Source organism: Neglectibacter sp. X4, from assembly GCF_009917365.1.
Classification (GTDB): Bacteria; Bacillota; Clostridia; order Oscillospirales; family Acutalibacteraceae; genus Acutalibacter.
The window spans coordinates 60,027-85,706 of sequence record NZ_QWLE01000006.1 but is presented as its reverse complement, the minus strand read 5'-3'; the positions used below and the strand labels follow the sequence as shown (position 1 = coordinate 85,706).

At 55.5% G+C, this 25,680-nt stretch carries 22 protein-coding genes, 1 tRNA gene and 3 pseudogenes; 14 read left to right on the top strand and 12 right to left on the bottom strand.

From position 1 onward, the window contains the following. Window positions 1-23 precede the first annotated feature (23 nt). A complete protein-coding gene (locus D1841_RS04995) occupies window positions 24-761 on the top strand; it encodes a hypothetical protein (RefSeq protein WP_160641561.1) in 738 nt (245 codons plus the stop codon). A gap of 41 nt (window positions 762-802) precedes the next feature. Here the strand turns inward: D1841_RS04995 and D1841_RS04990 are convergent, their stop codons facing one another. Beyond that, a complete protein-coding gene (locus D1841_RS04990) occupies window positions 803-2,212 on the bottom strand; it encodes a DNA cytosine methyltransferase (RefSeq protein WP_160641560.1) in 1,410 nt (469 codons plus the stop codon). 315 nt (window positions 2,213-2,527) lie between these two features. On the opposite strand from D1841_RS04990, the gene D1841_RS04985 reads away from it, so the two are divergent. Then, window positions 2,528-2,610 (top strand) — tRNA-Leu (locus tag D1841_RS04985). 239 nt (window positions 2,611-2,849) lie between these two features. On the opposite strand, the gene D1841_RS04980 is transcribed toward D1841_RS04985, so the two are convergent. After that, the gene (locus D1841_RS04980; protein ID WP_237076143.1) at window positions 2,850-3,638 is read right to left on the bottom strand and encodes a GIY-YIG nuclease family protein; all 789 of its coding nucleotides are present in this window, start codon (window positions 3,636-3,638) and stop codon (window positions 2,850-2,852) included. Here D1841_RS04980 and D1841_RS04975 point away from each other — a divergent pair. The 4 genes and pseudogenes from D1841_RS04975 to D1841_RS04960 all read left to right on the top strand — a co-directional run bounded on the left by D1841_RS04975 (window position 3,633) and on the right by D1841_RS04960 (window position 5,789). Further along, a complete protein-coding gene (locus tag D1841_RS04975; protein ID WP_166554230.1) occupies window positions 3,633-3,779 on the top strand; it encodes a hypothetical protein in 147 nt (48 codons plus the stop codon). The two genes, D1841_RS04980 and D1841_RS04975, sit on opposite strands and share 6 nt — an antisense overlap. Next, window positions 3,772-4,110: an rRNA biogenesis protein rrp5 gene (locus D1841_RS04970; RefSeq protein WP_160641556.1), complete on the top strand. Its 339-nt coding sequence runs from the start codon at window positions 3,772-3,774 to the stop codon at window positions 4,108-4,110. The genes D1841_RS04975 and D1841_RS04970 overlap by 8 nt, the downstream gene beginning before the upstream one ends. Then, window positions 4,100-4,837 (top strand): annotated as a pseudogene (locus D1841_RS04965) (DUF2800 domain-containing protein); the annotation flags it as partial. The gene D1841_RS04970 and the pseudogene D1841_RS04965, both read left to right, overlap by 11 nt. 139 nt (window positions 4,838-4,976) lie before the next feature. Next, window positions 4,977-5,789 carry an aldo/keto reductase gene (locus D1841_RS04960; protein WP_347563936.1) on the top strand — a complete coding sequence of 271 codons (813 nt, stop codon included), beginning with the start codon at window positions 4,977-4,979 and terminating at the stop codon, window positions 5,787-5,789. Between the two features lie 21 nt (window positions 5,790-5,810). On the opposite strand, the gene D1841_RS04955 is transcribed toward D1841_RS04960, so the two are convergent. From D1841_RS04955 to D1841_RS04925, 7 genes are all read right to left on the bottom strand, one after another. After that, complete coding sequence (locus D1841_RS04955) at window positions 5,811-7,007, bottom strand: LL-diaminopimelate aminotransferase (protein WP_160641553.1); 1,197 nt, start codon at window positions 7,005-7,007, stop codon at window positions 5,811-5,813. Further along, window positions 7,001-7,795 carry a diaminopimelate epimerase gene (gene dapF, locus D1841_RS04950; protein ID WP_279268321.1) on the bottom strand — a complete coding sequence of 265 codons (795 nt, stop codon included), beginning with the start codon at window positions 7,793-7,795 and terminating at the stop codon, window positions 7,001-7,003. Before dapF ends, D1841_RS04955 begins: the two co-directional genes overlap by 7 nt. Before the next feature lie 2 nt (window positions 7,796-7,797). After that, window positions 7,798-9,411, bottom strand: a complete 1,614-nt coding sequence (locus D1841_RS04945; RefSeq protein WP_160641551.1) for a CTP synthase — start codon at window positions 9,409-9,411, stop codon at window positions 7,798-7,800. A gap of 37 nt (window positions 9,412-9,448) precedes the next feature. Further along, complete coding sequence (asnB, locus tag D1841_RS04940; RefSeq protein WP_160641550.1) at window positions 9,449-11,032, bottom strand: asparagine synthase B; 1,584 nt, start codon at window positions 11,030-11,032, stop codon at window positions 9,449-9,451. Between the two features lie 12 nt (window positions 11,033-11,044). Then, window positions 11,045-12,472, bottom strand: a complete 1,428-nt coding sequence (gene purF, locus D1841_RS04935; RefSeq protein WP_160641549.1) for an amidophosphoribosyltransferase — start codon at window positions 12,470-12,472, stop codon at window positions 11,045-11,047. Between the two features lie 76 nt (window positions 12,473-12,548). After that, on the bottom strand, window positions 12,549-14,276 hold the full coding sequence (locus tag D1841_RS04930; RefSeq protein WP_160641548.1) for an ammonium transporter: 1,728 nt from the start codon (window positions 14,274-14,276) through the stop codon (window positions 12,549-12,551). A 24-nt stretch (window positions 14,277-14,300) separates the two neighbouring features. Further along, window positions 14,301-16,403 carry a glutamine synthetase III gene (locus D1841_RS04925; protein ID WP_160641547.1) on the bottom strand — a complete coding sequence of 701 codons (2,103 nt, stop codon included), beginning with the start codon at window positions 16,401-16,403 and terminating at the stop codon, window positions 14,301-14,303. Between the two features lie 309 nt (window positions 16,404-16,712). On the opposite strand from D1841_RS04925, the gene D1841_RS04920 reads away from it, so the two are divergent. Genes D1841_RS04920 through D1841_RS04900 form a run of 5 tightly spaced genes read left to right on the top strand, consistent with a single transcriptional unit; the run spans window position 16,713 to window position 21,457 of the window. Continuing rightward, window positions 16,713-17,816 carry a hypothetical protein gene (locus tag D1841_RS04920; RefSeq protein WP_160641546.1) on the top strand — a complete coding sequence of 368 codons (1,104 nt, stop codon included), beginning with the start codon at window positions 16,713-16,715 and terminating at the stop codon, window positions 17,814-17,816. A gap of 2 nt (window positions 17,817-17,818) precedes the next feature. Beyond that, window positions 17,819-19,318: a glutamate synthase-related protein gene (locus D1841_RS04915; protein WP_160641545.1), complete on the top strand. Its 1,500-nt coding sequence runs from the start codon at window positions 17,819-17,821 to the stop codon at window positions 19,316-19,318. 31 nt (window positions 19,319-19,349) lie between these two features. Then, the gene (locus D1841_RS04910; protein WP_237076142.1) at window positions 19,350-20,072 is read left to right on the top strand and encodes a glutamate synthase; all 723 of its coding nucleotides are present in this window, start codon (window positions 19,350-19,352) and stop codon (window positions 20,070-20,072) included. A 13-nt stretch (window positions 20,073-20,085) separates the two neighbouring features. Continuing rightward, entirely contained in the window at window positions 20,086-20,865 is a 780-nt protein-coding gene (locus tag D1841_RS04905) for a glutamine synthetase beta-grasp domain-containing protein (RefSeq protein ID WP_160641544.1), read from the top strand. Between the two features lie 4 nt (window positions 20,866-20,869). Next, window positions 20,870-21,457: an ANTAR domain-containing response regulator gene (locus D1841_RS04900; RefSeq protein WP_160641543.1), complete on the top strand. Its 588-nt coding sequence runs from the start codon at window positions 20,870-20,872 to the stop codon at window positions 21,455-21,457. Window positions 21,458-21,725: 268 nt separating this feature from the next. Here D1841_RS04900 and D1841_RS04895 read toward each other — a convergent pair whose 3' ends face one another. Then, the gene (locus D1841_RS04895) at window positions 21,726-22,307 is read right to left on the bottom strand and encodes an AAA family ATPase (RefSeq protein ID WP_347563937.1); all 582 of its coding nucleotides are present in this window, start codon (window positions 22,305-22,307) and stop codon (window positions 21,726-21,728) included. Between the two features lie 110 nt (window positions 22,308-22,417). Continuing rightward, window positions 22,418-22,558, bottom strand: coding sequence for a ParA family protein (locus tag D1841_RS19740; protein ID WP_201751176.1), 141 nt, complete (start codon window positions 22,556-22,558; stop codon window positions 22,418-22,420). Window positions 22,559-22,734: 176 nt separating this feature from the next. Here D1841_RS19740 and D1841_RS04890 point away from each other — a divergent pair. The 3 genes and pseudogenes from D1841_RS04890 to D1841_RS19475 form a co-directional block, all read left to right on the top strand. Then, a pseudogene (locus tag D1841_RS04890) lies at window positions 22,735-22,887 on the top strand (tyrosine-type recombinase/integrase); the annotation flags it as partial. Window positions 22,888-23,084: 197 nt separating this feature from the next. Then, a pseudogene (locus D1841_RS18975) lies at window positions 23,085-23,331 on the top strand (recombinase); the annotation flags it as partial. Continuing rightward, window positions 23,307-23,594: an IS3 family transposase gene (locus tag D1841_RS19475; protein WP_256376632.1), complete on the top strand. Its 288-nt coding sequence runs from the start codon at window positions 23,307-23,309 to the stop codon at window positions 23,592-23,594. The pseudogene D1841_RS18975 and the gene D1841_RS19475, both read left to right, overlap by 25 nt. Window positions 23,595-23,724: 130 nt before the next feature. Here the strand turns inward: D1841_RS19475 and D1841_RS04880 are convergent, their stop codons facing one another. Continuing rightward, window positions 23,725-25,659 carry an NAD(+) synthase gene (locus D1841_RS04880; RefSeq protein WP_347563940.1) on the bottom strand — a complete coding sequence of 645 codons (1,935 nt, stop codon included), beginning with the start codon at window positions 25,657-25,659 and terminating at the stop codon, window positions 23,725-23,727. Window positions 25,660-25,680 lie beyond the last annotated feature (21 nt).

Sequence of the window (25,680 nt, the reverse complement as noted above, 5' to 3'; positions counted from 1 at the left end):
CATTTGGATGGGAGGTTTCGCTTGTGGAAGGAATACTAATCTCATTAGACCGGGAGGCAAAAAGAGGACAAGTAGATACAAGAAATGATGATATAGGGATACTGACAATTTATTTTCAGGAAATTCCTGATGTGGTGCAAATGGACTGCACCATTGAATTTAATGTAGCCATAAGCAGAATAGGAAACTGGTATGCAAAGTTTATTTCAGTTGCAGATAGGAATCAGGCATTGTTTAACACAGAAGACCGAACACAATGGTATGTTTGGGGAGAAGGGGAAGAGAATGATTTTGTTGAACATATTGTTCCCAGGTTGGGCATAGACATACGGATCAACCCCGAAAAAGACCAAAAACCGTGGGAAATTGATTTGTTTGATTATACGCATAACCGTTACGCGGATTTAAAGACACAGAATACCCCGTTTTTTACAGCGGGGAGGTATATGTATGGAGGGGTACCATATGATCCGGCCTACACAGTTACCTTTAATAAAAAAGATTATGAGAATTACATAGAAAAACATCCAGACTGTGATATCTATTTTTGGGTATATTGGTCGCAATTAGCCTATAGAAACATAAAGGTTAACGAGTTGTACGGTGTCTGGAGGGCACCTTTCCAAAGAATGGCAGAAAAAATTCAGGCTGGAGAAGTAGTCTTGCATGCTTACATGCATAGGGTGAATGATGACCATAATGCTAGGGAAAGTTATTTGTTTAATTTGGCGGATGCCGCTGTCTTTGAAAGGATGATTTGAAAGAAGGCATGCATCCTATGGGAATGCATGCCACTTGATTTTTAGATTAGATCGGCAACAGAAAGCTGTTGGTTTTCATTCCGTAATTTTGAAAGATTGCTATCCATCTGCTTCTGCCAAGATGTATCGCTTGTGCTTTTGTATCTGGAATAATCAAAACCAGGAATTTGCGGCAGGGGCGTCCCGTCCATATCGGCAATGATTGTACGCGCTATTGCTTCGCCCAATTTTATAGGAACAGCGTTCCCTATTTGCTTGTACTGCTCCAATATGGAACCGCAAATTTTCCAATCAGAAGGGAAGCCTTGGATACAGCCATATTCCTCAACACTTAATGGGCGGTCTTCCGTTGGATGGCATAAATCCGTGGCAGGCATGGTTGGATTGGTCACCAATGTCGGGGATGGTTTTCCGAAGGACAGCCGACGGTAAAATCCTGTTTTACCTCCACCAAGTTTCAATTTATCGCCCATGGCTTCAACTTGTATATCCGGGGGAAGGTCTTTCCAATATTGCCCTTCTGTGAGCATACGGTAATATTTCAACCTCTTTTCAGGAAATTCTATGTAGTGGTGTTCAGTATCAGATGGCAGGTGTTTTAATGCATCTGCTAATGTGTTCCAACCTGGCAGGCCATATTTCTCTTTATCGCTGTTTGTAGGAGAAAGATAAGGGACTTTGTCTCCGTTTAATTTGCCTATCATCACAACCCTTTCCCGGATTTGCGGGGCGCCAAAGTTGGCGGCATTATACAGTTCGAAGGAAAGGGTGTACCCAAGTTCTTGCAAGCGATCAATGATTATAAGCAATGCTCCACCTTTGAATGGCTTTGAAATGTCCTTGTATGGATACTCTGCTGACAGCAATCCACGGACATTTTCTATAACAACATAGGTTGGCTTGATCTCGCCAACTATATCGAGGTAGCGGAGAAAGATATTCCCTCTGGAATCATCAAAGCCCTTACGGTTTCCGGCGGTACTAAAAGCTTGGCATGGTGGGCCGCCAAAGATTACATCGACATGAGCCTTCGGCGGGAGGTTGGCCATTTTTAAAATGTCAGGGGCATCGTATTTTGTTATGTCCCCAATTAATCCAATATTGGGGTTGTTTTCATTTATGGTCATTCGGCAGTAGTTGTTGAACTCGCAGGCAAGGAGGGCATCAATCCCGCCGTTTTTCATACCGATGTCTAAGCCCATGGCTCCGGAGAAAAAGCTCAGTGCAGTAATTTGGGGAATATCATCACCAATTCGTGGATGGTCATCTGGCTCGATTATCACATCATTTTTGGTAATATATGAATCCAGGTCTTCAGGGGTAACAACCCATTGTTTGCCGATTCTCTGGGCAGACAAGAGCTCGCTCTTAATAAGAGTCCGAACCGATGGTGCCGTGATCTTTAATTTGGCAGCAACATCAGAAACTGTCATGAATGATATGTTTTCCATTGGTCTATAATTCCTTTCGATAAAGAAAAAATGCTAAGTACCACTATAGCATATAAACGTTGGAATTTCAATTGATATGAGGTGAAAGGTCGTGTTTTTCTATTAAATTCCCTGAAACAAAGGACTTTGAGTATCTACTAAATCTATATTTTTCCGCAAAAGCTTTTTTCAGTTTCATTTGTAACAGGCAAAATATTGGATTAAGGAGTGCAACGCTCATTGGGAAATATCCCGCAAAAGCCCTTGAAGATAAAAAATTTATTATAAAAAGCTTGCACTTCCCGCCAAATACCTGTATAATAACTTTGTACATATGCGGGTGTGGCGGAATTGGCAGACGCGCCAGATTTAGGTTCTGGTGGGAGACTGTGCAGGTTCGAGTCCTGTCACCCGCACCACGAAAGTCCTCAGTCGATGATACAATCGGCTGAGGACTTTTTAATTTTGCCTATGAAAAAGCCTTGTAATCAGGGGAAAAGCGGGACGCAGGGGGTGCGGATATCCTCCGGCGTCCCGCTTTTTTCGTTTTGCGGGGTCAATACACCATCAGGAAAGATTTGCAATTTGCACCCTCCCCCTGCCCCACGGGAGGGAAAATTAAAAGGTTGGGGGAATCGTTGAAAGGTTGTTGCCTCACTCACTGGTCACTTTCCAAGTCATGGAGGGTCTTCCCATCTTGGGTTTTCCAGGAAGTCCATCCGTTTGCGCTTTTTCCTATAACAAACATAGCCGCTCCAGATGGGCTGGCAAGAAGGACGTCTTCCAATAGAACATAGTTTTCATCTACTTGAGCCGACTTTCGGCGTTCCCTGATTCCGGCTGAGACAGTGCTGTCATCCTGCGGCGAAATGCTGCTGCCCCGCAATACAACAAAGCCATCACTGGTTTGCCTTGCCACAGCGTTGACGGTTATGCCATACTGCTTAATTGTGCGGGTAAGGTAAAATATAGTTCCTTCGTCTGCTTCTACCCCATCCACTGGTAGCTCTTTTGATGACTGAACTTGGCTCAGCGGGACAAAAACCTTGTGTCCTAATGTACCCATGATGAGCTTGGCGAAATCAATGAATTCCTCCAACTCACTTTCTTTCTCCTCGGTTATATTCCCAGAAGTGGGATCATTGCCATTTTTCACTTCATAGCGGTTGGCAGCGATAGCGAGATTGCAGAAACGATTTTCAAGATAGCTGATTTCTGTGGGGCCAAAGGAATTATTTGATGTGGTAAACACTACCGCCTCTGCCCAGTAATCCTTTTCCGGATTGCGTTTATGCTCCCGCAGACGGTTAAGGATGCCTTCGCCGTTTTTCCTGGCCCCGGCCTGTCCTATGTAGACAACCAGCTTTCCTGTTTGGTCGGAGGTTCCAAATAACACAATCTGAAAATCAGCGTGTCCAAGGAACCCCAGAGCGGCGGCATCGTGCAATGCCGGAACGTGTCCCTGCGGGAAAAGCTGCTCACCCGGCTGCTGGGGCGGCAGGAAAAGGTGATGATCCTGGTCCCCGGAAACAGCGTGGAGTCGGTGTGCATCACCGAGGTGCCGGAGGGAGGTGCGGTCTGTGAGTAGGATCAAGCTGCTCCTCGATGTGGTCGAGGACATCCGCTCCCTGGCGGACAGCCTCCAGGCCGTGGCCACCGCCTTGGGCCAGAGCGACCCGGAGGACACCCCCGCTCCTGTCCCGGCAGCACCCCCGGAATCGGCTCCCGCTGGTCCGCCCCCCAAGGCCATCACGCTGGAGGAGGTTCGGGCGGTGCTGGCGGAGCGCAGCCACGATGGGTACACCGCCGAGGTGCGGGGCCTGCTCCAGAAGTACGGAGCCGATAAACTCAGCGGCGTGGGACCCAAGCACTATGCCGCCCTCCTGAAGGACGCGGAGGTGCTAGGCCATGGCAGCTAACGCACACGCAATCCTCTCTGCATCGTCTAGCCACCGCTGGATGAACTGTACCCCCTCCGCCCGTCTGGAGCGGGAGTTCGCCGACCGGGAAACGGAGGCCGCGGCCGAAGGCACCGCCGCTCATGCCCTGTGCGAACACAAGCTCCGCCGCGCTCTGAAGATGCGCTCCCGCAAGCCGGTGTCCAAGTACGACTGTGACGAGATGGACGCATACACGGACGGCTATGTGGAGTTCGTGCTGGAGCAGCTTGCCCAGGCCAAGCTGGAGTGCGTCGATCCGCTGGCCCTCATCGAACAGCGGCTGGACTTCTCCTGCTGGGTCCCGGAGGGCTTCGGTACCGGGGACTGCCTCATCGTGGCAGACAAGCTGCTCCACATCATCGACTTCAAGTACGGACAGGGCGTTCTGGTGGAGGCCGAGGGGAATCCCCAGATGATGCTGTATGCCCTGGGCGCACTCCGGCTGTTCGACTCCCTCTACGACATCTCTGAGGTGAGCATGAGTATCTACCAGCCCCGCCGGGAAAATGTGTCCACTTGGACGATCTCGGTGGACGAGCTGAACGCCTGGGCGGAGAACATCCTCAAGCCCAAAGCGGAACTGGCCCATAAGGGTGAGGGGGACTATCTCCCCGGCCCCTGGTGCCAGTTCTGCAAGGCTGCGGTGAAGTGCCGCGCCCGCGCCGAGGAGAAGCTCCAGCTTACTTGCTTTGCTTTTGACGTGCCTGTTGCTGGCCGGATGTGCTGGCGACACGCCCCGCACTGTGGAAAGTTCCGAAAGGCCGGAGAGTTCCAGTCAGGCGGCAGCGCCCACTCCTGCCGCTGATAGCAAAATTCCCTCCAGCTCACTGGCGGAAGAAGCGTCTGTGGAACCCGAATCCAGCCAAGCGGAGAGCGAAGCACCGGCAGAAAAAGCTGTGGGTGAATTTGACCTGGAGAGCGGCACGGTCCTGCTCAACAACGGCATTGAAATGCCCATTTTGGGCATCGGCTGTTTCCGGCTGTCCTCAGAGGAAGCGGAGAACTCTGTCTATTGGGCATTAAAGGACGGCTACCGGCTCATCGACACCGCCCGCATTTACGGCAACGAAGATGGTGTGGGCCGGGGTATCCAAAGAGCCATCGATGAGGGCTTTGTCACCCGGGAAGAAATTTTCGTCACCACAAAAATGTGGACGTCGGATTATGATGACGGCCCGGCAGCTATCGATGCTTCTTTACAGCGCCTGGGCCTGGATTATATCGACCTGATGATTCTCCATCACTCCCAGCCGGAAAACGATGTTGCCGCATACCAAGCCATGGAGCAGGCTGTGACCGATGGCAAGCTGCGTTCCATTGGCTTGTCAAACTACTACGAGCCGGAAGATTTTGACCGGCTGATAAGCGCCACGACAATGAAGCCTGCCCTGATTCAGAACGAAACCCATCCCTATCACCAGAGCACCGTCATGAAAGAGCACATCGCCCAATACGGCACGGTGATGGAAAGCTGGTTCCCATTGGGAGGGCGGGGAAATACTCAAACGTTGTTCAATGATGAAGCTATCTCAGCTATCGCGGCAGCTCACGGCAAAACCTCTGCCCAGGTGATTCTGCGCTGGCACTTGCAGGCCGGGAACATTGCCATCCCCGGTTCCAGCAACGAGGCGCATATCCAGGAAAATTTTGAGATCTGACGCTCCGTGACGGGCCAGCCCTTAATACCCTTTGCCTTTGAACAGCCATACAAGCCTCCGGGCCGCTTCTTCTGTGTCCTGGGGATTGCCAAAGGTAGAGAAGCGGAAAAACCCTTTTCCACAGGCCCCGAAGCCCTCGCCGGGGGTGCCAATCACCTGGACCTCTTCTAACAGGTAATCAAAAAGCTGCCAACCCGTCATGCCGCCAAGGCATTTTAACCAAATATAAGGGGCATTTTTCCCGCCGCAGTACCATAGGCCCAGTTCATTAGCCGCACGCATAAAAACCTTGGCATTGTTTTTATATATCTGCAGGTTTTGCCGGATCTGCCGTTGGCCTTCCTCTGTAAAGACCGCCGCGCCGCCTTTTTGCAGGATGTAAGATACGCCATTGGTCTTAGTGGTGCGGTTGCGTACCCACATGGCGTGCAAATCCATACCGCCGCGCTGAAGGCCTTTCGGCAAAATGGTATAGCCTAATCTTGTGCCTGTAAAGCCTGCCGTCTTGCTTAAGGAACATATCTCAATGGCACAGGTGCGGGCGCCTTCCAGCTCAAAAATGCTGTGGGGCAGGTCGGGGTTCTCAATGAAGGCTTCATAGGCTGCGTCAAAAAGAATGAGGGCCTCTTTTTCATTGGCATAATCCACCCAGGCTTGCAACTGTTCTTTAGAAAAAACCGCGCCAGTGGGATTGTTTGGCGAACAGATGTAGAGGATGTCCCCTTCCAGGCGGTCGTCTGGCTGCGGTAAAAAGCCGTTTTCCTCCCCCGCCGCCAGACGCACAATTTTACGTCCAGCCATAAGATTGGCATCCACATAAGCGGGGTAAGCCGGTTCCATAACCAAAGCCGTGCTGCTGCGGTCAAACAGATCAAGGATGTCGCCTAATTCATCGCTGGCCCCGCTGCTGATAAAAACCTCGTCTGCGTCCAACGAAACGCCGCGTTTTTGATAATGGGCCGCAATAGCCTCCCGCAGAAAGGGGGCGCCGCACTCTGGCATGTAACCGTGGAAGCGTTCTTTTACCCCTTGATCCTCCACTCCCTGATGCAAGGCTTCGATCACGGCGTCGCACAGGGGCAGGGAAACGTCCCCGATGCCCATCCGGTACAGCTTTGCGTCTGGGTGGGCTTCCAAATAGGCTTGGATTTTCTGGGCAATATTATAAAACAGGTAAGAGTCTTGTAAATCCCCATAACATTTGTTTGGCTTCAGCATAGTTCCACTTCCCCCTCATATACCGTCACCGCCGGGCCGGTCATGACCACAGCGCCCTTTTCGTCTATCTCAATTTGCAGCGTACCCCCATCCAGTTCCACAAGGACTGGCCTGCCTTTAGGGCAATGGCCCATAGCGGCGGCTGCTGCCACACAGGCGCAAGCCCCAGTGCCGCAGGCCAGAGTAATCCCGCTGCCCCGTTCCCAGACGCGCATGCGCAACCGTCCAGGCCCCAACACCTGGACGAATTCTACATTGACCCCGCCGGGGAAAGCGGGATGGCGTTCGATCTGGGGGCCAAGGGTGGACAGGGGGGCAGCGGCCATGTCCTCTACAAAGAGCACCGCATGGGGGTTTCCCATATCCACAGGCGTACAGGCAATAAGCGCGCCATCCAGGGAAAGGGATAGGGTATCCCCCACCTGGGCCGTACCCATATCCACCGCCGCGCCGACAGCCTTCCCGTTTTCGATTTGCAGGGCCAGGGTGCGCGGGCCTGCCAGCGTCTCGATGGTCAAGCGGGTCTTGGAGGTGAGGCCCTTGTCGTATACATATTTGCCCACACAGCGGATCCCGTTGCCGCACATATTGGCCTCGCTGCCATCCGCGTTGAAGATGCGCATTTTGAAATCAGCCGCCTTGGAGGGGCTGATCCAGATCATCCCATCGGCCCCGGCGCCGAAGTGGCGGTCGGAAAGCTTCTGGGAGAGGGCCTGCGGGTCTTGCGGTTCGCCGTAGACATAAAGGTAGTCATTGCCTAAACCGTGCATTTTTGTAAAATGGAGCATGTTCATCCCTTCCTTTTCTGTTTCTCCAACGCGGCCCGTACAAACCCGGTAAAAAGCGGGTGGGGCCTGTTGGGGCGGCTCTTAAATTCTGGGTGGTACTGCACGCCCACAAAGAAATCCTGGCCAGGCAGTTCGACAGCTTCTACCAGGGCGCCGTCTGGGGAAAGGCCGCTGAAGACCATACCGGCTTCTTCCAAGGCGGCCCGGTATTCGTTGTTGAATTCATACCGGTGCCGGTGGCGCTCAGAGATAGTGGGCTTGCCATAGCAGCGGGCCAGTGTGGTATGGGGGCGAATCTCACAGGGATAGGCCCCCAGGCGCAGGGTACCGCCTTTATCGGTTTCCTGGCTCTGGCCAGGCATGAAACTGATGACTTTATAAGGGCAGCCGCTGTCAAATTCCCCTGAATTAGCGCCGGGAAAGCCCCCGGCATGCCGGGCGAATTCTATGACGGCGATCTGCATCCCTAAGCATATGCCGAAATAGGGCACATGGTTCGCCCGGGCAAACCGCGCGGCCTCTATCATGCCCTCTATGCCCCGTCTGCCAAACCCGCCCGGTACCAGGATGCCGTCTATGCCGCCTAAAATTTCTCCGATGGCTTCCGGGGCGATCCCCTCGGAATCGATCCATTCTATCTCTACACGGGCGCCCAGGATAAACCCGCTGTGGCGCAGGGCTTCGGCTACAGAAAGGTAAGCGTCGTGCATCTGCACATATTTGCCCACTATGCCGATCCGTACTGTTTTATCGGCCGATTCCATACGCTGTACCATTGTTTCCCACTCCGAGAGTTCAGGGGCCGGGGTATGCAGGGCCAGCCGCCGGCAGACCACCCCGGAAAACCCGGAACGCTCCAGCATCAAGGGGACTGCGTAGAGGTTGGGGATGGTGCGGTTTTCAATGACGCAGTCGGGCTGTACATTGCAGAACAGGGAGATTTTCTGGAAGATAGAAGGTTCCAGCGGCTCATCGCAGCGCAGAACGATCAGGTCGGGGTTGATGCCCATGCCCTGCAATTCCTTCACGGAATGCTGGGTCGGTTTTGATTTGTGCTCATTTGACCCCCGCAGGAAAGGCACCAAGGTCACATGGATAAAGAGGCTGTTTTCCCGGCCGGCCTCCAAGGAAACCTGGCGCGCGGCCTCTAAAAAAGGCTGGCTTTCTATGTCGCCGATGGTGCCGCCAATCTCCGTGATGATCACATCGGCCCGGGCCTTTTGCCCTACGCTGTAGACGAAGCTTTTGATCTCATTGGTGATATGGGGGATCACTTGTACGGTTGACCCTAAGTATTCCCCCCGGCGTTCCTTATTAAGCACGTTCCAGTAGACTTTTCCAGTGGTGAGGTTTGAAAATTTGTTCAGGTCCTCATCAATGAAACGCTCATAATGCCCCAAGTCTAAATCGGCTTCTGCGCTGTCCTCTGTGACGTACACCTCGCCGTGTTGATAGGGGCTCATGGTCCCAGGGTCCACGTTGATGTAAGGATCCAGTTTTTGGGCCGCCACCTTGAGGCCCCTGGCCTTCAAGAGCTGCCCCAAAGAGGCCGCTGTGATTCCCTTGCCCAGCCCGGAAACCACGCCCCCCGTGACGAAGATGTATTTTTTATCCATCCGTATCATCCTGCCTTTCCGCAGCGCCGCAGCGCCTCTAATGCCCGCTTTCTCCATAGTTCCCCAGCACCCGGGCCGAAGGGTCGTTTACGCCGCAGCCTTCCCAATCCCGGTTTGGCATCCAAAAGTCCTGTATCATTTCACCCTGTCCAGGATAATATTTTTCAAAAAGCTCCCGGTACAACAGGCTCTCTTTTGTAAAGGGCGTGCCATGCCGGTATGCCCGCCGCCTTTCTTCCCATTCCCTGTCCGTATAGCGCCCTTCAGCGTATTCCTTTAAGTCTTCTACCATGCTATGCCCCACCGCGTCGGAAAACGCGGCTTTCTGCCGCCAAAGGATGTTTTCCGGCAATAACCCCTCCCCTTCAAAGGCTTTGCGCAGCAGATACTTCCCTATGCCGTAGGTGTTTATTTTCAGATTAGGGTCGATTCCCATCACATACCGTACAAAGGCCAGGTCCCCAAAGGGCACCCGCGCTTCCAGGGAGTTGACGGAGATACAGCGGTCAGCCCGCAAAACATCGTACATATACAGCTCCCGCACGCGTTTTTCCGCTTCTTTCTGGAAGGCTTCCGCGCTGGGGGCATAGTCTGTATATTTGTAGCCAAAAAGTTCATCACTGATCTCCCCGGTCAGCAGCACCCGCAGGTCTGTTGTCTCGTGGATGGCCTTGCAGCATAAATACATCCCTATGCTGGCCCGGATGGTAGTAATATCCCAAGTGCCCAGCAACGCAACGACCTCCCCAAGGGAGCCTAACACCTGTTCCCTTGTCATGATAACCTCGGTATGGTCCGCGCCGATGAAATCAGCCGCCTGCCGGGCGTATTGCAGATCGATGGCATCGGAATCCATCCCAATAGCAAAGGTTTGGATGGGCTTCTTCATAAGCCTTGCCGCTATGGCGCACACCAGACTGCTGTCCAGCCCGCCGGAGAGAAGGAAGCCTACTGGCGTGTCCGCGTCCAGCCGCTTTTCTACAGCCTTTATCAGGCGGTCGTGTATACCCTGGCAGATTTCTTCCACAGGCCCTGTATGGAGGACAGGGGCGGAAGCCGGATCGGCGTACCGCACAAACTCGCCCTGGGCGTAGTAATGCCCCGGCGGGAAAGGCTTGATCTTCCCGCACAGGCCCAGCAAGTCCTTTGCCTCGCTGGCAAAAGCCATAGAACCGTCTGGTAAAGCCCCGTAAAATAAGGGCCGGATGCCAATGGGATCCCTGGCGCAGATGAAATCGCCCTTTTCGCCATCGTATAAGATCATAGCGAACTCCGCGTCCAGCCTGGCGAACATGTCTAATCCATACTCTCGGTAAAGGGGCAGCAGCAGCTCGCAATCTGAACCGCTTTGAAAGCGGTAGCCTTTTCCCTCCAGCATGGCCTTGGCCTCCCGGAACCCGTACAGCTCCCCGTTGCATACGCAGGCCGTTTCGCCCAGGTAAAAGGGCTGCATGCCGCTTTCCTCCAGCCCCATAACAGCCAGGCGCTGGAACCCCAGGTAGCCTGGCCCCACCTCCCGCACCCGTTCCCTGTCCGGCCCCCTGGAGCGGGTGCGGGAAAAGCATTCCTGTATAGTTTCTTTGCTTATCCCCCGGCGGGTAACCCCTATGATTGCGCACATATCCTTTCCTCCTTATCCTTTGATTTTTCCCTCAAACCGCGCCTTTTCTCCGTGGGCCGGGATCGCCGTCGGGTAGCCGCCGCCAAAACACGCCAAACACACCTTGCCGTCTGCGGCATAAGCTTTAGCGTGCTCTAAGCTTAAATAGCCTAAGCTGTCCGCGCCTATCTGCTCCCCAATTTCCCTGACGCTGAACTGGCTGGCAATAAGCGCGCCCGGGCTGTCGATGTTTGTGCCGTACCAACAGGGCGACACAAAAGGCGGGGCGCTCACCCGCATATGGATTTCTTTGGCCCCGGCCTGGCGCAGCAGGGCGATAATGCGCCGGCAGGTGGTGCCCCGCACGATGCTGTCGTCAATGAGCACTACCCTTTTTCCCGCTACAGCCGAACGTATGGGGTTGAGCTTTAAGTTGACCGCGGCTTCCCGCAGGGCTTGGTTCGGCGCAATGAAAGTCCGGGCGATGTATTTGTTTTTGGTGAACCCCATAGCATAGGGGATACCGCTTTCCCGCGCATAACCAATGGCAGCGTCCAGCCCGGAATCCGGTACGCCAATAACCACATCCGCATCCACGGGATGTTCCTGAGCCAGCCGGGCCCCGGCTTTTTGGCGGGCCAGGCTGACGCTTACACCGTCCAGTACGGAATCGGGGCGGGAAAAATAAATATATTCAAAGGCGCATAAGGTCTTGGGGGATTTGTTGCAGTGCCGCTTATCGCTGCAGATGCCTTCCTTGCTTACCGTCACCACTTCGCCCGGCAAAAGATCCCGGACATAAACCGCCCCGGCAGCGTCCAGGGCGCAGGTCTCCGATGCGAACAACAGGGCGCCGTCGGGGCGCTTTCCCATGCACAAAGGCCTGAAGCCGTTGGGGTCACGGGCTGCCATAAGCTTGCGGGACGAACAGATTACCAGCGAGTAGGCCCCCACCAGATGCTCCATAGCCCGGCACACGGCCTCTTCGATGCTGCCACAGCGAAGGCGCTCCCGCACAATAAGATGGGCGATCACCTCTGAATCCGTAGTTGTATGGAAAATGGAACCCTGTTCTTCTAAAAACGTGCGTAATTCATAGGCGTTGACCAAGTTGCCGTTATGGCACAGGGCCATACGCCCCTTATGGTGGTTAACGAGCAGGGGCTGCGCGTTGCGCCTGCTGTCGGCCCCGGTGGTGGCGTACCGCACATGGCCCACCGCCATGTTGCCCTGCCCCAATCCCGCCAACCGTGCCGGCGTGAAAATCTCGCTGACTAACCCCGTTTCCCGGCAGGCGGTAAAGCAGCCTTGGTCATTGAGGACAATGCCCGCGCTTTCCTGTCCCCGGTGCTGCAGGGCAAACAGCCCGTAGTAACAAAGCGCGGCCAAGTCTGTTTTAACCGGGGCGTAGGCCCCGAACACGCCGCATTCTTCATGCAGGGCATCCTGCTTTGATTCCATCTTGATCCCCTCCCGACAAAAAGCCAAAGCGGGGGCAGCCGTAAAACCGCCCCACAGGCTTGTGGCCGATATGCTTTTATCCCTTATCCTGCAAGGCTGCAAAGCCTTCCTCTCCGGTTCGGACTTTGACGACATTCTCCACATTATAGATAAAAATTTTCCCATCGCCGATGTGGCCGGTATACAGGACTTTTTTTGCTGTCGCAATCACGTCCTGGACAGGGACAGCGCTGACCACGATACTCACCTGCACCTTAGGCAAAAGGCTTGTTTCCACCGCCACGCCGCGGTAATATTCAGGCTTGCCCTTCTGAACGCCGCATCCCATGACATGGGAAACTGTCATACCGGTAATGCCCAGCTTGGACATAGCTTCCTTGAGGGCATAAAGGCGTTCCTCTTTACAAACAATGTCGATTTTGGTGAATTTCCCCTCTGCGGGGCTTTCCGAAGCGGGCGCCCAATCTGCGGGCAGGATCTCTGCGGGAGATGTGGCGCCGGCCGCCGGTATCAGGCCGCCTTCCAAGGCAAAACCGCTATAGCTGTCCACTGCCGGGGCGAAATCCGCATAGGCGCTGGGCAGGCCGTGCTCGCTTGCGTCCAAACCGCGGAGCTCCTCTTCCATGCTGGCCCGCAGGCCTACCGTCTTTTTCATGATTTGGAAAGTGAGCACCATAGCGGCTGCCGCATAAGCCGACACGCTGGCAACACCCAAAAGCTGTATGCCCAATAGGGAAGCGCTGCCAGTGTATAGCAGCCCGGAAAGCCCTGCCGGGGCTGACGGCGCGGCCAACAGCCCCACCGCCAGGGTACCCCAGATACCGTTTGCCATGTGCACCCCTACCGCGCCTACCGGGTCGTCAATATGCAGCTTCAAGTCAAGCGCCTCAACGACCACTACCACCAGGATGCCCGAAACAATGCCTACAATTGCTGCGCCAACCGCGTCCAGGGCGTCGCATCCGGCTGTGATGCCCACCAGGCCTGCCAGGGATGCATTTAAGCACATGGACACGTCCGGCTTGCCGTTTTTAACCCATGTATAAACCATCGTGGTACAGGTTGCCACAGAAGGGGCAATGGTGGTGGTGAGGAAAATAGCGGACAGTTCTGTGGCTGTGGTGGCCGCCGCGCCGTTAAAGCCGTACCAGCCCAGCCACAGGATAAACACCCCCAAAGCCCCTAAGGGGATCGAATGCCCAGGGATAGCGTTGACCTTCACCACTTTCCCGCTTGCGTCTTTAACATATTTGCCGGTACGCGGCCCTAAAATCACAGCGCCTACTAAAGCTGCGATGCCGCCCACCATATGGATGGCGCAGGAGCCGGCGTAATCATGGAAGCCCATTTGGGAAAGCCAGCCGCCGCCCCAAATCCAGTGGGCCTCAATGGGGTATACCAGCAGGGAGATGATGCCGGAATAAACGCAATAGGAAGAAAACTTTGTGCGCTCGGCCATGGCGCCGGAAACAATGGTAGCGGTGGTAGCGCAGAATACTAGATTGAATACGAAATAGGAGGCGTCTGTAAATCCTTCTTGGGGCGCGGCGATAAAATCGCTAAAGTGGATGAATAAATCCAAATTAGGCAGGCCGATAAGGCCAAACAGAGCGTCTTCCCCCATCATCAATGTGTACCCCAGCAATGAAAACACAACGGTGCCGATACAAAAATCCATCAGGTTCTTCATGATGATATTCCCGGCGTTCTTCGCACGGGTAAATCCTGTCTCTACCATAGCAAACCCCGCCTGCATCCAGAACACAAGGGCCGCACCGATCAAAAACCAAAATTCTATTGTCATTTTCTTTCACCTCTCAAGCGTTTTTCACACCCCGAACAATAAATCCCCATATGTCGGGAACGGCCAGTCTTTTTGGCCAACCATAGACTCGGCTTTGTCGCAGGGCTTCCGCAGGGCCTCCATGGCCGGGATGATCTCCCCCTTTACCAGGAGCGCCTGGGCGGTCACATCCACAGCCCTATCCAGTGCGGTAAGCTTTTCCGCAAGGGCATCCGCTGCCTGGTCAATCTCGTCCAGAAGCCCGGAGATCGCGGCGCTGGCTTTCTTCTCATATCCGCTCACAAGGGCTGGGTCAACTTTTGCCTTGTCGGCCATAGCCGCTGCCAAGCTTCCGGCGTACCGCTGCACAGCGGGCAAAATCTCCCGCCTGGCCATGTCCTCCATGGTCAGGGCCTCTATCTTGACTGTGCGGGTGTAGTTTTCCAGTTGGATCTCATAGCGGGAACGCAATTCCCCCTCTGTAAAGACCCCGTTCTTCAGCAGCATTTCCATATTCCCCTTGTCCAGCAGGTGCGCCATGGCGTCGGGCGTTGTAGGCAGGTTTAAAAGGCCGCGCTTTTCCACAGCTTCTTCTATCCATTGGCCATCGTAGCCGTTCCCATTAAAGAGGATGCGCTTGTGGGAAATGATGGTTTCTTTTATCAATCCATGCAGGATGGCGTCAAAATCGCCGGCCCCTTCCAGGATGTCGGCGAACTGCCGGAGGGCTTCAGCCACTGCCGCGTTGAGCATGATGTTGGCACAGGCGATAGAATCCCCTGACCCTACCATGCGGAACTCGAACTTATTGCCTGTAAAAGCAAAGGGGCTGGTACGGTTGCGGTCGGTAGTGTCCTGGGTGATGCGGGGCAAGGCGTCCACACCCAGCTTCATCTTTTTCTGGGCTGTCCCCTCATAGGGGCTGTCCATCTCGATAGCTTCCAGGATGGCCGAAAGCTCGTCACCCAGGAAGATGGAAACCACGGCGGGGGGCGCTTCGTTTGCCCCCAGGCGATGGTCGTTGCCTGCGGTGGCCACGCTTAAACGCAGCAGGCTCTGATATTCGTCTACCGCCTTGATGACCGCCACCAGGAACAGCAGGAACTGGGCGTTCTCATAAGGGGTCTCGCCGGGAGAGAGAAGGTTTACCCCGGTGTCTGTTGCCATAGACCAGTTGTTGTGTTTGCCGCTGCCGTTTACCCCGGCAAAGGGCTTTTCGTGCAGCAGGCACACCAGGCCATGCCTGCGGGCCACCTTCTTCATAATCTCCATAGTCAGCTGGTTGTGGTCGGTAGCCACGTTGGTACTGGCGTAAATGGGCGCCAGCTCGTGCTGGGCAGGGGCAACCTCGTTATGCTCGGTTTTCGCCAGGATGCCCAGCTTCCACAGCTCTTCATTGAGGTCATCCATATACGCCTGCACCCGGGGCTTGATGGAGCCAAAATAGTGGTCCTCCAGCTCTTGGCCTTTGGGCGGGTTCGCCCCAAACAGCGTGCGGCCTGTATAAATCAAATCCTTGCGCTTAAGGTACATGTCCCGGTCCACCAGAAAGTATTCCTGCTCCGGACCCACATGGGTGATGACGCGGCTGGCCGCTGTGTTGCCGAACAGCCGCAGGATACGCAGAGCCTGTTTATTTAAGGCTTCCATGCTGCGCAGGAGAGGCGTTTTTTTATCTAAGGCTTCCCCGCTGTAGGAACAGAACGCGGTGGGGATGCACAACGTCTTATCTTTAATAAAAGCAAAGCTGGTGGGATCCCATGCGGTGTAGCCCCGGGCCTCAAAGGTCGCCCGCAGGCCGCCGGAAGGGAAGGAGGAGGCATCCGGTTCGCCGCGGATGAGTTCTTTCCCGGAAAATTCCATAATAACCCGGCCGCCAGGAGCAGGGGTGATGAAAGAGTCATGCTTCTCCGCGGTGATGCCTGTCAACGGCTGGAACCAGTGGGTAAAGTGGGTTGCCCCGTTCTCTACAGCCCAAGTACACATAGCGGTGGCCACGGCATTTGCCAAGGATAAATCCAGCCGGACGCCCCGCCGGATAGTCTGCTTTAAAGAACGGTATACTTCTGGGGTCAGGCGGGCGCGCATGGCCTGTTCATCGAAAACTTTACTGGCGAAAAAATCCGGCACATGATGTGGGGTCTGCATAGCTCATCTCTCCTTTTAGGGAATAGGTTTTCTAAAAACGAAGAGAGGCAACGGCGTCTGCGGGGGGCTTTCCCGTAGACGCCGTTGTCTCTCAACGCCGACTAGCATACACTCATTTTTGCAAGTTGTCAAGCCGTTTTATGCATTTTTGTTTATATAAACAATTTTTAAGGCGGAACTCCGAAAAACCTTACTGCTATATGCAAGGTTGACAAACTCAAGTTGCATATCGTATAATAAGAGGCAAGGACAAAGGCGTTCGTGGAATTGCGTCTTTATGTCCTTTTTTATTTTGGGAGGGACTTACCTATGATACGACCGGAGCTTTTTGAAGGGCAAGTCCGCATCCCTTCCGGCTGCGCTATTTCAGCGGTGATCTCGCGGGAGGGGCGGCTTATCAGCGGCCAGACCATTGTGGACAGTATGCGCCCCATGCATGAGCGGTCAAACGGGTTGGGGGGCGGATTTGCGGGGTACGGCATTTATCCCGAATATAAAGATTTCTTTGCCCTGCACATCTTCTATGATACGGATGAGGCCCGTGCCGCCGTTGAAGCCCATCTGCGCGCTGTGCTGGAGATTGTCCGGGCAGAGAACATCCCCACCCGCAAGCACCCAGCCATCACGGCCGAGCCTTTTATCTGGCGCTATTTCGTGGCCCCCCTGCGGTCAGTGCTGCATAGCTGCCAGCAGGATGAGGAGGAATTCATTGCCCGCCTGGCCATGCGCGTCAATACAGGCTATCCAGGGGCATACGTGTTCTCCAGCGGGAAAAATATGGGCGTGTTCAAGGCCGTGGGCTACCCCGAAGACGTAGGCGAATTTTACCGCCTGGAAGAATACAGCGGCTACTGCTGGACTGCCCACGGCCGCTATCCCACGAACACCCCCGGCTGGTGGGGCGGGGCGCATCCCTTTGCGCTGCTGGACAGAACCATTGTCCATAATGGCGAGATTTCTTCTTACGACTGCAACCGCCGCACCATCGAGATGTATGGCTACAAATGCACCCTGCAAACGGATACAGAGGTCATCACCTACATTGCCGATTTTTTACAGCGCAAGCAGGGCCTCACACTAGAAGAAATGGCCTCGGTAATCGCCGCGCCCTTCTGGTCTACTATAGAACGGCAGCCAAAAGGCAAGAGCCGGGAGTTGGCGTATCTGCGCACAGTCTACTCCAGTTTGCTGATTACCGGGCCGTTCTCCATTATTTTGGGCTTTCGCGGCGGGCTGATGGCCCTGAACGACCGCCTGAAATTACGCAGCATGGTGGTGGGCGAAAAAGATGACAAGGTCTACATAGCCAGTGAAGAAGCGGCTATCCGCGCAGTGGAGCCAGGCGCGGAAAACATCTGGGCCCCGGCGGGGGGCCAGCCCGTGGTAGTGCGGGTGCGGGAGGGGGCATATTAAAAATGGGGCAATGGGAAGTTTATCCGGAATTTGAAGTGGTGCGCAGCAGCGCCCGCTGTACAAAATGTTTGGGCTGTGTGGCCCAGTGCGCTAACGGGGTGCATCAATACGACGGGGTACAACTGACCTGCGACAGCGCCAAGTGTGTGGACTGCCACCGCTGTGTAGCCATGTGCCCCACCCGGGCGCTGAAAATCGTAAAGGCGGACTGTGCCCTGCGGGAAAACAGCAACTGGGACAGCCAGACTATCAAAGAGATCTTTAAGCAGGCCCAGAGCGGCGGCGTCCTCCTGAGCAGCATGGGCACGCCAAAGCCCTATCCCGTCTATTGGGACAAGCTGCTGCTCAATGCCAGCCAGGTGACCAACCCCTCCATTGACCCCTTGCGGGAGCCTATGGAGACCCGCGTCTGTCTGGGCAAGAAGCCGGACAAGCCCCAGCGCGGGCCGGACGGCCGCTTTACCTGTGAGCTGCCGCCCCAGCTGAAGCTTGCTATGCCCATGCTGTTTTCAGCTATGAGTTACGGCTCTGTCAGCTATAACGCCCACGAGGCCCTGGCCCGGGCGGCAGAGGAACTGGGCGTCTACTATAATACCGGCGAAGGCGGCCTGCATGAAGATTTTTACGCTTACAGCCCTAATACCATTGTGCAGGTGGCGTCAGGGCGGTTTGGGGTGCACGAAGGGTACTTAAACGCCGGGGCGGCCATTGAAATCAAGATGGGGCAGGGGGCCAAACCAGGCATTGGAGGGCATCTGCCCGGGACAAAGGTGGGGGCCGATATTTCCCGCACCCGCATGATACCCGAGGGCAGCGATGCTATCTCCCCGGCCCCCCATCACGATATTTATTCCATTGAGGATCTGCGCCAGCTGGTGTATTCCTTAAAGCAGTCCACCCATCACAAAAAGCCCGTCATTGTGAAGGTGGCGGCTGTGCACAACATCGCGGCTATTGCCAGCGGCATTGCCCGCAGCGGCGCAGACATTATCGCCATAGACGGCTTCCGGGGCGGTACAGGCGCCGCCCCCACCCGAATACGGGACAATGTGGGCATCCCCATTGAGCTGGCCCTGGCGGCGGTAGACCAACGCCTGCGGGATGAGGGGATACGGAACCAGGTAGGCATCATCGCCGGAGGGAGCATACGCTCCTCGGCAGATGTGGCTAAAGCTATCGCCCTGGGCGCAGATGCGGTTTATATTGCAACGGCGGCGCTGCTGGCGCTGGGCTGCCATCTGTGCCGTACCTGCCAGACGGGTATGTGCAACTGGGGCATTGCCACCCAAAGGCCGGAACTGGTGGCCCGTTTAGACCCCAAAGAGGGGGCGAAACGCCTGGTAAACCTAATGACCGCCTGGAACCACGAGATTATGGAAATGCTGGGCGGCATGGGCATCAATTCTATAGAGGCCCTGCGGGGCAACCGTTTGATGCTGCGGGGCATTGGGCTAACGGCAAAGGAACTGGAGATTTTGGGCGTAGCCCACGCGGGGGAATGATCCCTGCGCAAAGTAAAGGAGGCGCGGTATAATGGCCTATAAAATAATGGCCCAAGGCTTAGACGCGGCCGGGCTGGGCAGGCAGATCCAAGCGCACCCCGGCCCGGTAGAGGTTGTGGGATGCCTGGGGCAGCGGTTTATCGGGGCGGGGATGCACGGAAAGAAAATTCGTGTTACAGGCATACCGGGAAACGCCCTGGGGGCCTACCTCAACGGCGGTGAGATAGAAGTGTGCGCAAACGCCCAAGACGCTGTAGGCGACACCATGAATGCCGGCACCATTGTGATCCACGGGGATGTGGGCGATACGGTAGGATACGCCATGCGGGGCGGGGAAATCTATGTGGAAGGCTCGGCGGGCTACCGGGCTGGGGTGCATATGAAGGAGTACCAGGACAAGGTGCCGGTAATGGTCATCGGCGGCCGGGCCGGCAGCTTCCTGGGGGAGTACCAGGCTGGCGGGGTGATCTTGGTGCTGGGGCTGACGGGTTCAGGCCCCATTGCCGGGAACTTCCCTTGTACGGGCATGCATGGCGGCAAGGTGCTGCTGCGGTGCCGACCGGAAGAACTCCTTTTCCCCGGCCAGGTGACGGCCCTTCCGGCATCTCCCCAAGACCTGGATGCCGTGCGGCCATATTTAGAAGAATTCTGCCGCCGCTTCGGCAAAGACCTGGCGTTTATTCTAAACGCCCCCTTTACCCTGGCGGTCCCGGACAGCCGGAATCCGTACCGGCAGATGTATGTAGCCAATTGACAGGAGGATGCCTATGGAATTTACCCAAGACGATGTATTGTGTTATGTGAAAAGCGAAGATGTGAAATTTATCCGTTTGGCGTTCTGTGATACCGAAGGGCGCCAGAAGAATCTGGCCGTTATGCCGGAGACGCTTCCCCGGGCGTTCTCCCAAGGCATTCCGGTAGATGGCCGCGAGTTGCCGGGTTTTGGAGCAGGGCCTGTGCTTTTGCGCCCAGACCCCACAACTTTGCTGCAAATGCCCTGGCGGCCCCAGCACGGGCGGGTGGTGCATATGTTCTGCGATCTGGTGGCCCTGGACGGTACGCCCCACCCCCAGGATATCCGGTGGCAGCTGAAAGAGCTTGCACAGCAGATGGAGTGTACTGTAGCGGCAGAGATGCTTTTTGCCCTGTACAAACTGGACGAGCAGGGCCGCCCCACAACTGAACCCCAGGACGAAGCCGGGTATCTGGACATAGCCCCCACAGACCGCGGGGAGAATGTGCGCCGGGCCATCTGCCTAACCCTGGAGCAGATGGGCATCCAGCCGGAAAGCTCCCACCACGGGGCGGGGCCAGGAAGGAACCTGATCCGCTACCAGGGCGCAGGCCCTCTAAAGGCTGCGGACAACATGGTAACTTTTCAGGCAGTGGTACGCACAATGGCAGACCAAAACGGGCTTTTTGCAGAATTCCCCCATCCTCCCCGGCTCTTCATAACCCAGGGGGCTAACGTGCGGGAAGCCGTGCCCCAAAAGGGCTGGCAGAACCCGTACCGGCTCATGGCAGCTCTGGTACGAGGGCAGGTGTAAGCATATGGTATTCGAACCGGAGCCTTATAGTGTACTTATTGTCTCCCCAGGCGACCGCTTCCGGGAAAGCCTGTCCCCTCTTCTGCCTCCAGGTTCCTTTAACCCGGTTTGCGTTGCCCGCAGCTGTGCTGAAGCAAGGCGGAAGCTGCTGGAGCGGGGGTTTGATCTGGTTCTCATCAATTCCCCCCTGCCCGATGGCCCAGGCCTGCCTTTAGCGGAGGATCTGTGCGCCGAAACAGAAGCCGGGGTCCTGCTGTTGGTTCCGGCGGGGGTCTACGAGGAAACCGCTGCCCAGGCCCAGCAGAGCGGGGTAATCACACTGCATAAACCCAGCAGCCGGCTTCTGGCTTCACACAGCCTGCAAGCCCTCTGCGCTATGCGGGAACGGCTGCGGGCACGGGGCCGCAGGCAGGTTGCGGTAGAAGAGAAGATCCGGGAGTTGCAGATGATTGACCGGGCTAAGTGGGTGCTGATAGATAAGAAGGGCTTTACAGAGCCGGAAGCCCACCGGGCCTTAGAACGTATGGCGATGGAACAACGCATAACAAAGGTGCAGGCTGCTCAGCGGGTAGTGGGGGGAATATCAATTTGACAAGGGCAGCATGGCGAGGTGGGCCGCATTTTGCGTCCCACCTCAAAATCTGCGCTGCTTAACAAAGAAATGTAATTTTGACACGATTTTCAATGAGGCGTCTCTTGATTTGAAATCCGAACATGTTTTTTCTGATTATTCCCATTCCACCGCTCTACAGCCCACAGAACCACAAGAGCTATCATGAGCATCCCGCCGCTGGCCAGCGGCAGAACAAACGCAGGCCATATTTCTGATAGGCCGCCTGCAAGGACGAGTGACAGCGGAATCAGCACATAGGAAATGGCTGTGGATAGGCGGCGGAAACCTTGCCTATAGGGTCGTGTAAATATATACTCTTGCCCTCCGCGCTGGTTTCCGCGGCCCGGATGGATTCGGGGATGATGGTGTCAAAGATACGCAGCTTGTCCCCATAACTCTCCCGCAGCAGGGCTACAATGTCCCGGGAATAAGCGGTGCGCATATTTGCCATAGTGATAAGGATGCCGGAGATTTGCAGGCTGGGATTGAATTTGCGCCGCACCAGCCCGATGGTGGCTAGAAGCTGCTCCAGGCCCTTAATGGACAGATAGTGGGCCAGCATGGGGATAATCACTTCGTCCGCCGCTGTTAAGGCGTTGGCGGTGAGGGTGCCCAAGGACGGGCAGCAGTCCAACAGGATGTAATCGTACTGGCCGCGCACAGCTTCCAGAAGCTCCCGCAGAACCGTTTCCCGGCCCATGACGCCCACCAGGTTCATTTCCACCATGGCAAGGTCGATGTTGGCGGGCAGCAGGTCAACCCCTTCGTCCTGGTGCAGTATGTAGTCCGCAGGGTTAAAAGGCTTTTGCTGGACGATCTCACCCAGCACAGTAGAAACCGTTTTCTCGATCCGGTCTGGCTGGTGGAAGCCAAGGCTTGCGGTAAGCGGTCTCGCCTGCCGGCTCGGTCAGTTCGCACCAGAGCGCCACCGGCGCTCGCTCACCCTTGTGGGTCAACGTCCACCAGCAGGACGCGTTTGCCTTGGCGGGCTAAGCCGATGCCCAGGTTTACTGTGGTGACGGTTTTGCCCACGCCGCCCTTTTGGTTGCAGACGGCAATAATTTTTGTTGTTTTGCACATATTTTTATCCCTCTTTTTGACTGTTGAAAGTTTGTCGTTCATATAACGCCGCTGTTTTCCACCCCTCTTTTAAGAGCCATTTTCTGCCCCTTTTTTACTGGAAAAAGAATAAGGACAAACCTGAAAACCCTTGATATCACTGGGTTTTTCGATTTGTCCTTATTATACCGTAAGGGCACACGTTCTGTACCCACATGGCAAACGCCGGTATGAACCCCAAGGCGTTGCAGTACATCATGGGCCACGCCAACATCACCATGACGCCGGACTATTACACCCATGTTGACGCCTGTTCCGTAAAGGCGGAGATGGAGCGGCTGGCCGCGTAGTGAGTAGTAAAGAAGTAAAAAGAAAGCGGCAGGCCGCTTTTACTACTTCCGTACTACGTTTCAGCGCAAAGTCACGCCGGGATACGCCGAGATATGCGAATAACTCTCCCAAACGGCAAATGGCGGAAACGCCTGAAAATCAAGGCTTTGCCACCATTTGCCGAGTTACATAAGGTTAGAGCTGGAAATTGCAAAATCTTTATTATAAATTCATCGTCTTTGTCGGTGAATTACATATCACACCCACGAAACGGTGGACAGCGTTGCCCGCCAAACACTGTACGGTGTGCGGCGTTGAATATGTCCCTGGCTCTGGAATATCGAAGTATTGTCCTGCTTGTGCCAAGAGGATACAGAGGGAGAAGTCAAACGAGAGCAAACGCAGGAACAGGGAACAGAAAAGGATGGTATGTATTGAACTGTCCGCAAAAAATGATCGACTGATCCAGTACACCTCGCAAGCATACTTCAACCTAACCAAAGAATACGGCATTACGCCCTCTATGTCAAGACGTGGAAACTGCTACGATAATGCAATGGCTGAGAATTTTTTCTCCATTCTGAAAACTGAATGCATCTATCGGCAGAAAACCAAGACTTTTCAGTTGGCCAGAGAATTAATTGGCGATTTCATTTATTTCTACAATCACGAGCGCATCCAGTTAAAAACTGGAGAAGCACCGCTTGCGCGACGCCTCTCCGCTTAAATCTTCATACTTCCTACCCAGGGGCCTGTTTGTGCTGTCTGCACAACCTGGGGCGGTACAATTTTCCAGGGGAGTCTGCAATTCTCTTTTATCCACCAGGGAATAACCGCTGCCCGATTTCCTGGAATCTTTACAGCCTCTCTGCTTCTTCCAGCCAGAGGGCGGCGCAGGCGTCGCTGGGCATCCGGAAGTCTCCCCGGGGGGACAGGGTGACAGAACCCACCTTTGGCCCGTCCGGCAGGCAGGATCGCTTAAACTGCTGGGAGAAAAACCGGCGGTAGAAGGAGACAAGCCACTTTTTGACAACAGCGGGGCTGTATTCCCCCTGGAAAGCCCGGCAGGCCATCCTATAAATTTTCCCGGGGCAAAAGCCATAGCGCAGGATGTAGAAAAGGAAAAAGTCGTGCAGCTCATAAGGCCCTACCAGCTCTTCCGTTTTCTGGGCGATTTCCCCGTCCTTGGGAGGCAGCAGCTCTGGGCTTACCGGGGTGTCCAGCACGTCCAGCAGGGCCTTTTGCAGGCGCTTCCCGCTTTCCGTCTCCGGGCAGTGCTCCGCCTCGTGGCGCACCAGATGGCGCACCAGGGTTTTGGGAATGGAACCATTCACGCCGTACATGGACATGTGGTCGCCATTGTAGGTGGCCCAGCCCAGGGCAAGCTCGGACAAATCCCCTGTGCCAATCACCAGCGCCCCCCGCTGGTTGGCTAAATCCATCAGCACCTGGGTGCGCTCCCGGGCCTGGGCATTTTCAAAGGTAACGTCCAGGGTTTCCGGGTTCTGCCCAATGTCCGCAAAGTGCTGGGAAACCGCCTTCTCAATGCTGATTTCCCGGAACTCCACCTCCAGCTCCTCGGCAATGCGCTGGGCATTGCTTTTGGTGCGGCCTGTGGTGCCAAAGCAGGGCATGGACACCGCCAGAATCCCCTTGCGGTCAAGGCCCAGGCTGTCAAAGGCCCGGACGCACACCAGCAGGGCCAGGGTGGAATCCAGCCCCCCGGAAAGGCCCACTACCACCTTGCTGCCATGGATGTGGGAAAGCCGGGTGGCAAGGCCCTGGCTCTGCATAGTGAGAATCAGCCGGCAGCGGTCGGAAAGCCATGCCTTGTCCTCAGGCACAAAAGGGAACCGGGAGAAATCCCGCCGGGGCACAAAGCTTTCCAGGGTTTCCGCCTTATAGGCAAAGGGAATGCGCACCACGTCCCTGTCCTGCCGGGGCTGCCAGGTATTCATCCGCAGCCGCTCCTGCAAAAGGCGTTCCAGGTCAATTTCCCCTATAACCAGCCCTCTGGAAAACAGGCTGCTTTCCTGTAGCACAGTGCCGTTTTCCGCAAGGATGTCATGCCCTGCGAACACCATGTCCGTGGTGGATTCCCCCGGCCCCGCGTCCGCGTATACATAGGCCCCCAGCAGATGGCCCGACCACATTTTCACTAAATCCCGGCGGTATTCCGCCTTGCCAATGGTTTCGTCGCTGCAGGAGAGGTTGAAAAGCAGGGTGGCGCCGTTTTGGGCCAGCTTGGCGCTTGGCGGCACAACGCCCCACAAGTCCTCGCAGATTTCCCCGGCCACGCACAGCCCCTCCACATTCTCGCAGGGGAACAAAAGCCCCTTGCCCAGCACAGTCTGCTGTCCGGCAAAGAAAACCTCCCTGGGCGGGCAGGCAGGAGTGAAATACCGCATTTCGTAAAACTCGCTGTAATTGGGAATGCTCTCCTTGGCAATAAGCCCCAAAAGCCTGCCCCGGTGGAACACAGCCCCGCAGTTATACAAAGCACCCTCCAAGGCCACAGGCACCCCCACGGCGCAGAGGATGTCCAACTCCCTTGTGTCCTCCAGCAGGCGGGCAAGGCCACGCTCTGCCGCTGCCAGAAGGGTGCGCTCCCGAAAAAGATCGCCGCAGGTATATCCTGTGAGGGAAAGCTCCGGGAAGCACACAGCCCCGCAGCCCTCCCCCGCCGCTTTTCCAATCAGCTCCAAAATGCCCTGCCTGTTAAAGTCCACGTCTGCAACCTGCACAGCCGGGGTGGCGGCCGCCACCCGGAAAAATCCGTCTTTCATCTTCATTGCCACTGGGTACAGGCGCCT

Excerpts from the sequence above, each read along its gene's own strand:
- D1841_RS04990 (WP_160641560.1), bottom strand. The coding sequence starts at position 2,212 with ATGGAAAACATATCATTCATGACAGTTTCTGATGTTGCTGCCAAATTA.
- D1841_RS04955 (WP_160641553.1), bottom strand. The coding sequence starts at position 7,007 with ATGCTGAAGCCAAACAAATGTTATGGGGATTTACAAGACTCTTACCTG.
- dapF (WP_279268321.1), bottom strand. The coding sequence starts at position 7,795 with ATGCTCCATTTTACAAAAATGCACGGTTTAGGCAATGACTACCTTTAT.
- D1841_RS04945 (WP_160641551.1), bottom strand. The coding sequence starts at position 9,411 with ATGGATAAAAAATACATCTTCGTCACGGGGGGCGTGGTTTCCGGGCTG.
- asnB (WP_160641550.1), bottom strand. The coding sequence starts at position 11,032 with ATGTGCGCAATCATAGGGGTTACCCGCCGGGGGATAAGCAAAGAAACT.
- purF (WP_160641549.1), bottom strand. The coding sequence starts at position 12,472 with ATGGAATCAAAGCAGGATGCCCTGCATGAAGAATGCGGCGTGTTCGGG.
- D1841_RS04930 (WP_160641548.1), bottom strand. The coding sequence starts at position 14,276 with ATGACAATAGAATTTTGGTTTTTGATCGGTGCGGCCCTTGTGTTCTGG.
- D1841_RS04925 (WP_160641547.1), bottom strand. The coding sequence starts at position 16,403 with ATGCAGACCCCACATCATGTGCCGGATTTTTTCGCCAGTAAAGTTTTC.
- D1841_RS04920 (WP_160641546.1), top strand. The coding sequence starts at position 16,713 with ATGATACGACCGGAGCTTTTTGAAGGGCAAGTCCGCATCCCTTCCGGC.
- D1841_RS04915 (WP_160641545.1), top strand. The coding sequence starts at position 17,819 with ATGGGGCAATGGGAAGTTTATCCGGAATTTGAAGTGGTGCGCAGCAGC.
- D1841_RS04910 (WP_237076142.1), top strand. The coding sequence starts at position 19,350 with ATGGCCTATAAAATAATGGCCCAAGGCTTAGACGCGGCCGGGCTGGGC.
- D1841_RS04905 (WP_160641544.1), top strand. The coding sequence starts at position 20,086 with ATGGAATTTACCCAAGACGATGTATTGTGTTATGTGAAAAGCGAAGAT.
- D1841_RS04900 (WP_160641543.1), top strand. The coding sequence starts at position 20,870 with ATGGTATTCGAACCGGAGCCTTATAGTGTACTTATTGTCTCCCCAGGC.
- D1841_RS19740 (WP_201751176.1), bottom strand. The coding sequence starts at position 22,558 with ATGTGCAAAACAACAAAAATTATTGCCGTCTGCAACCAAAAGGGCGGC.
- D1841_RS04880 (WP_347563940.1), bottom strand. The coding sequence starts at position 25,659 with ATGAAGATGAAAGACGGATTTTTCCGGGTGGCGGCCGCCACCCCGGCT.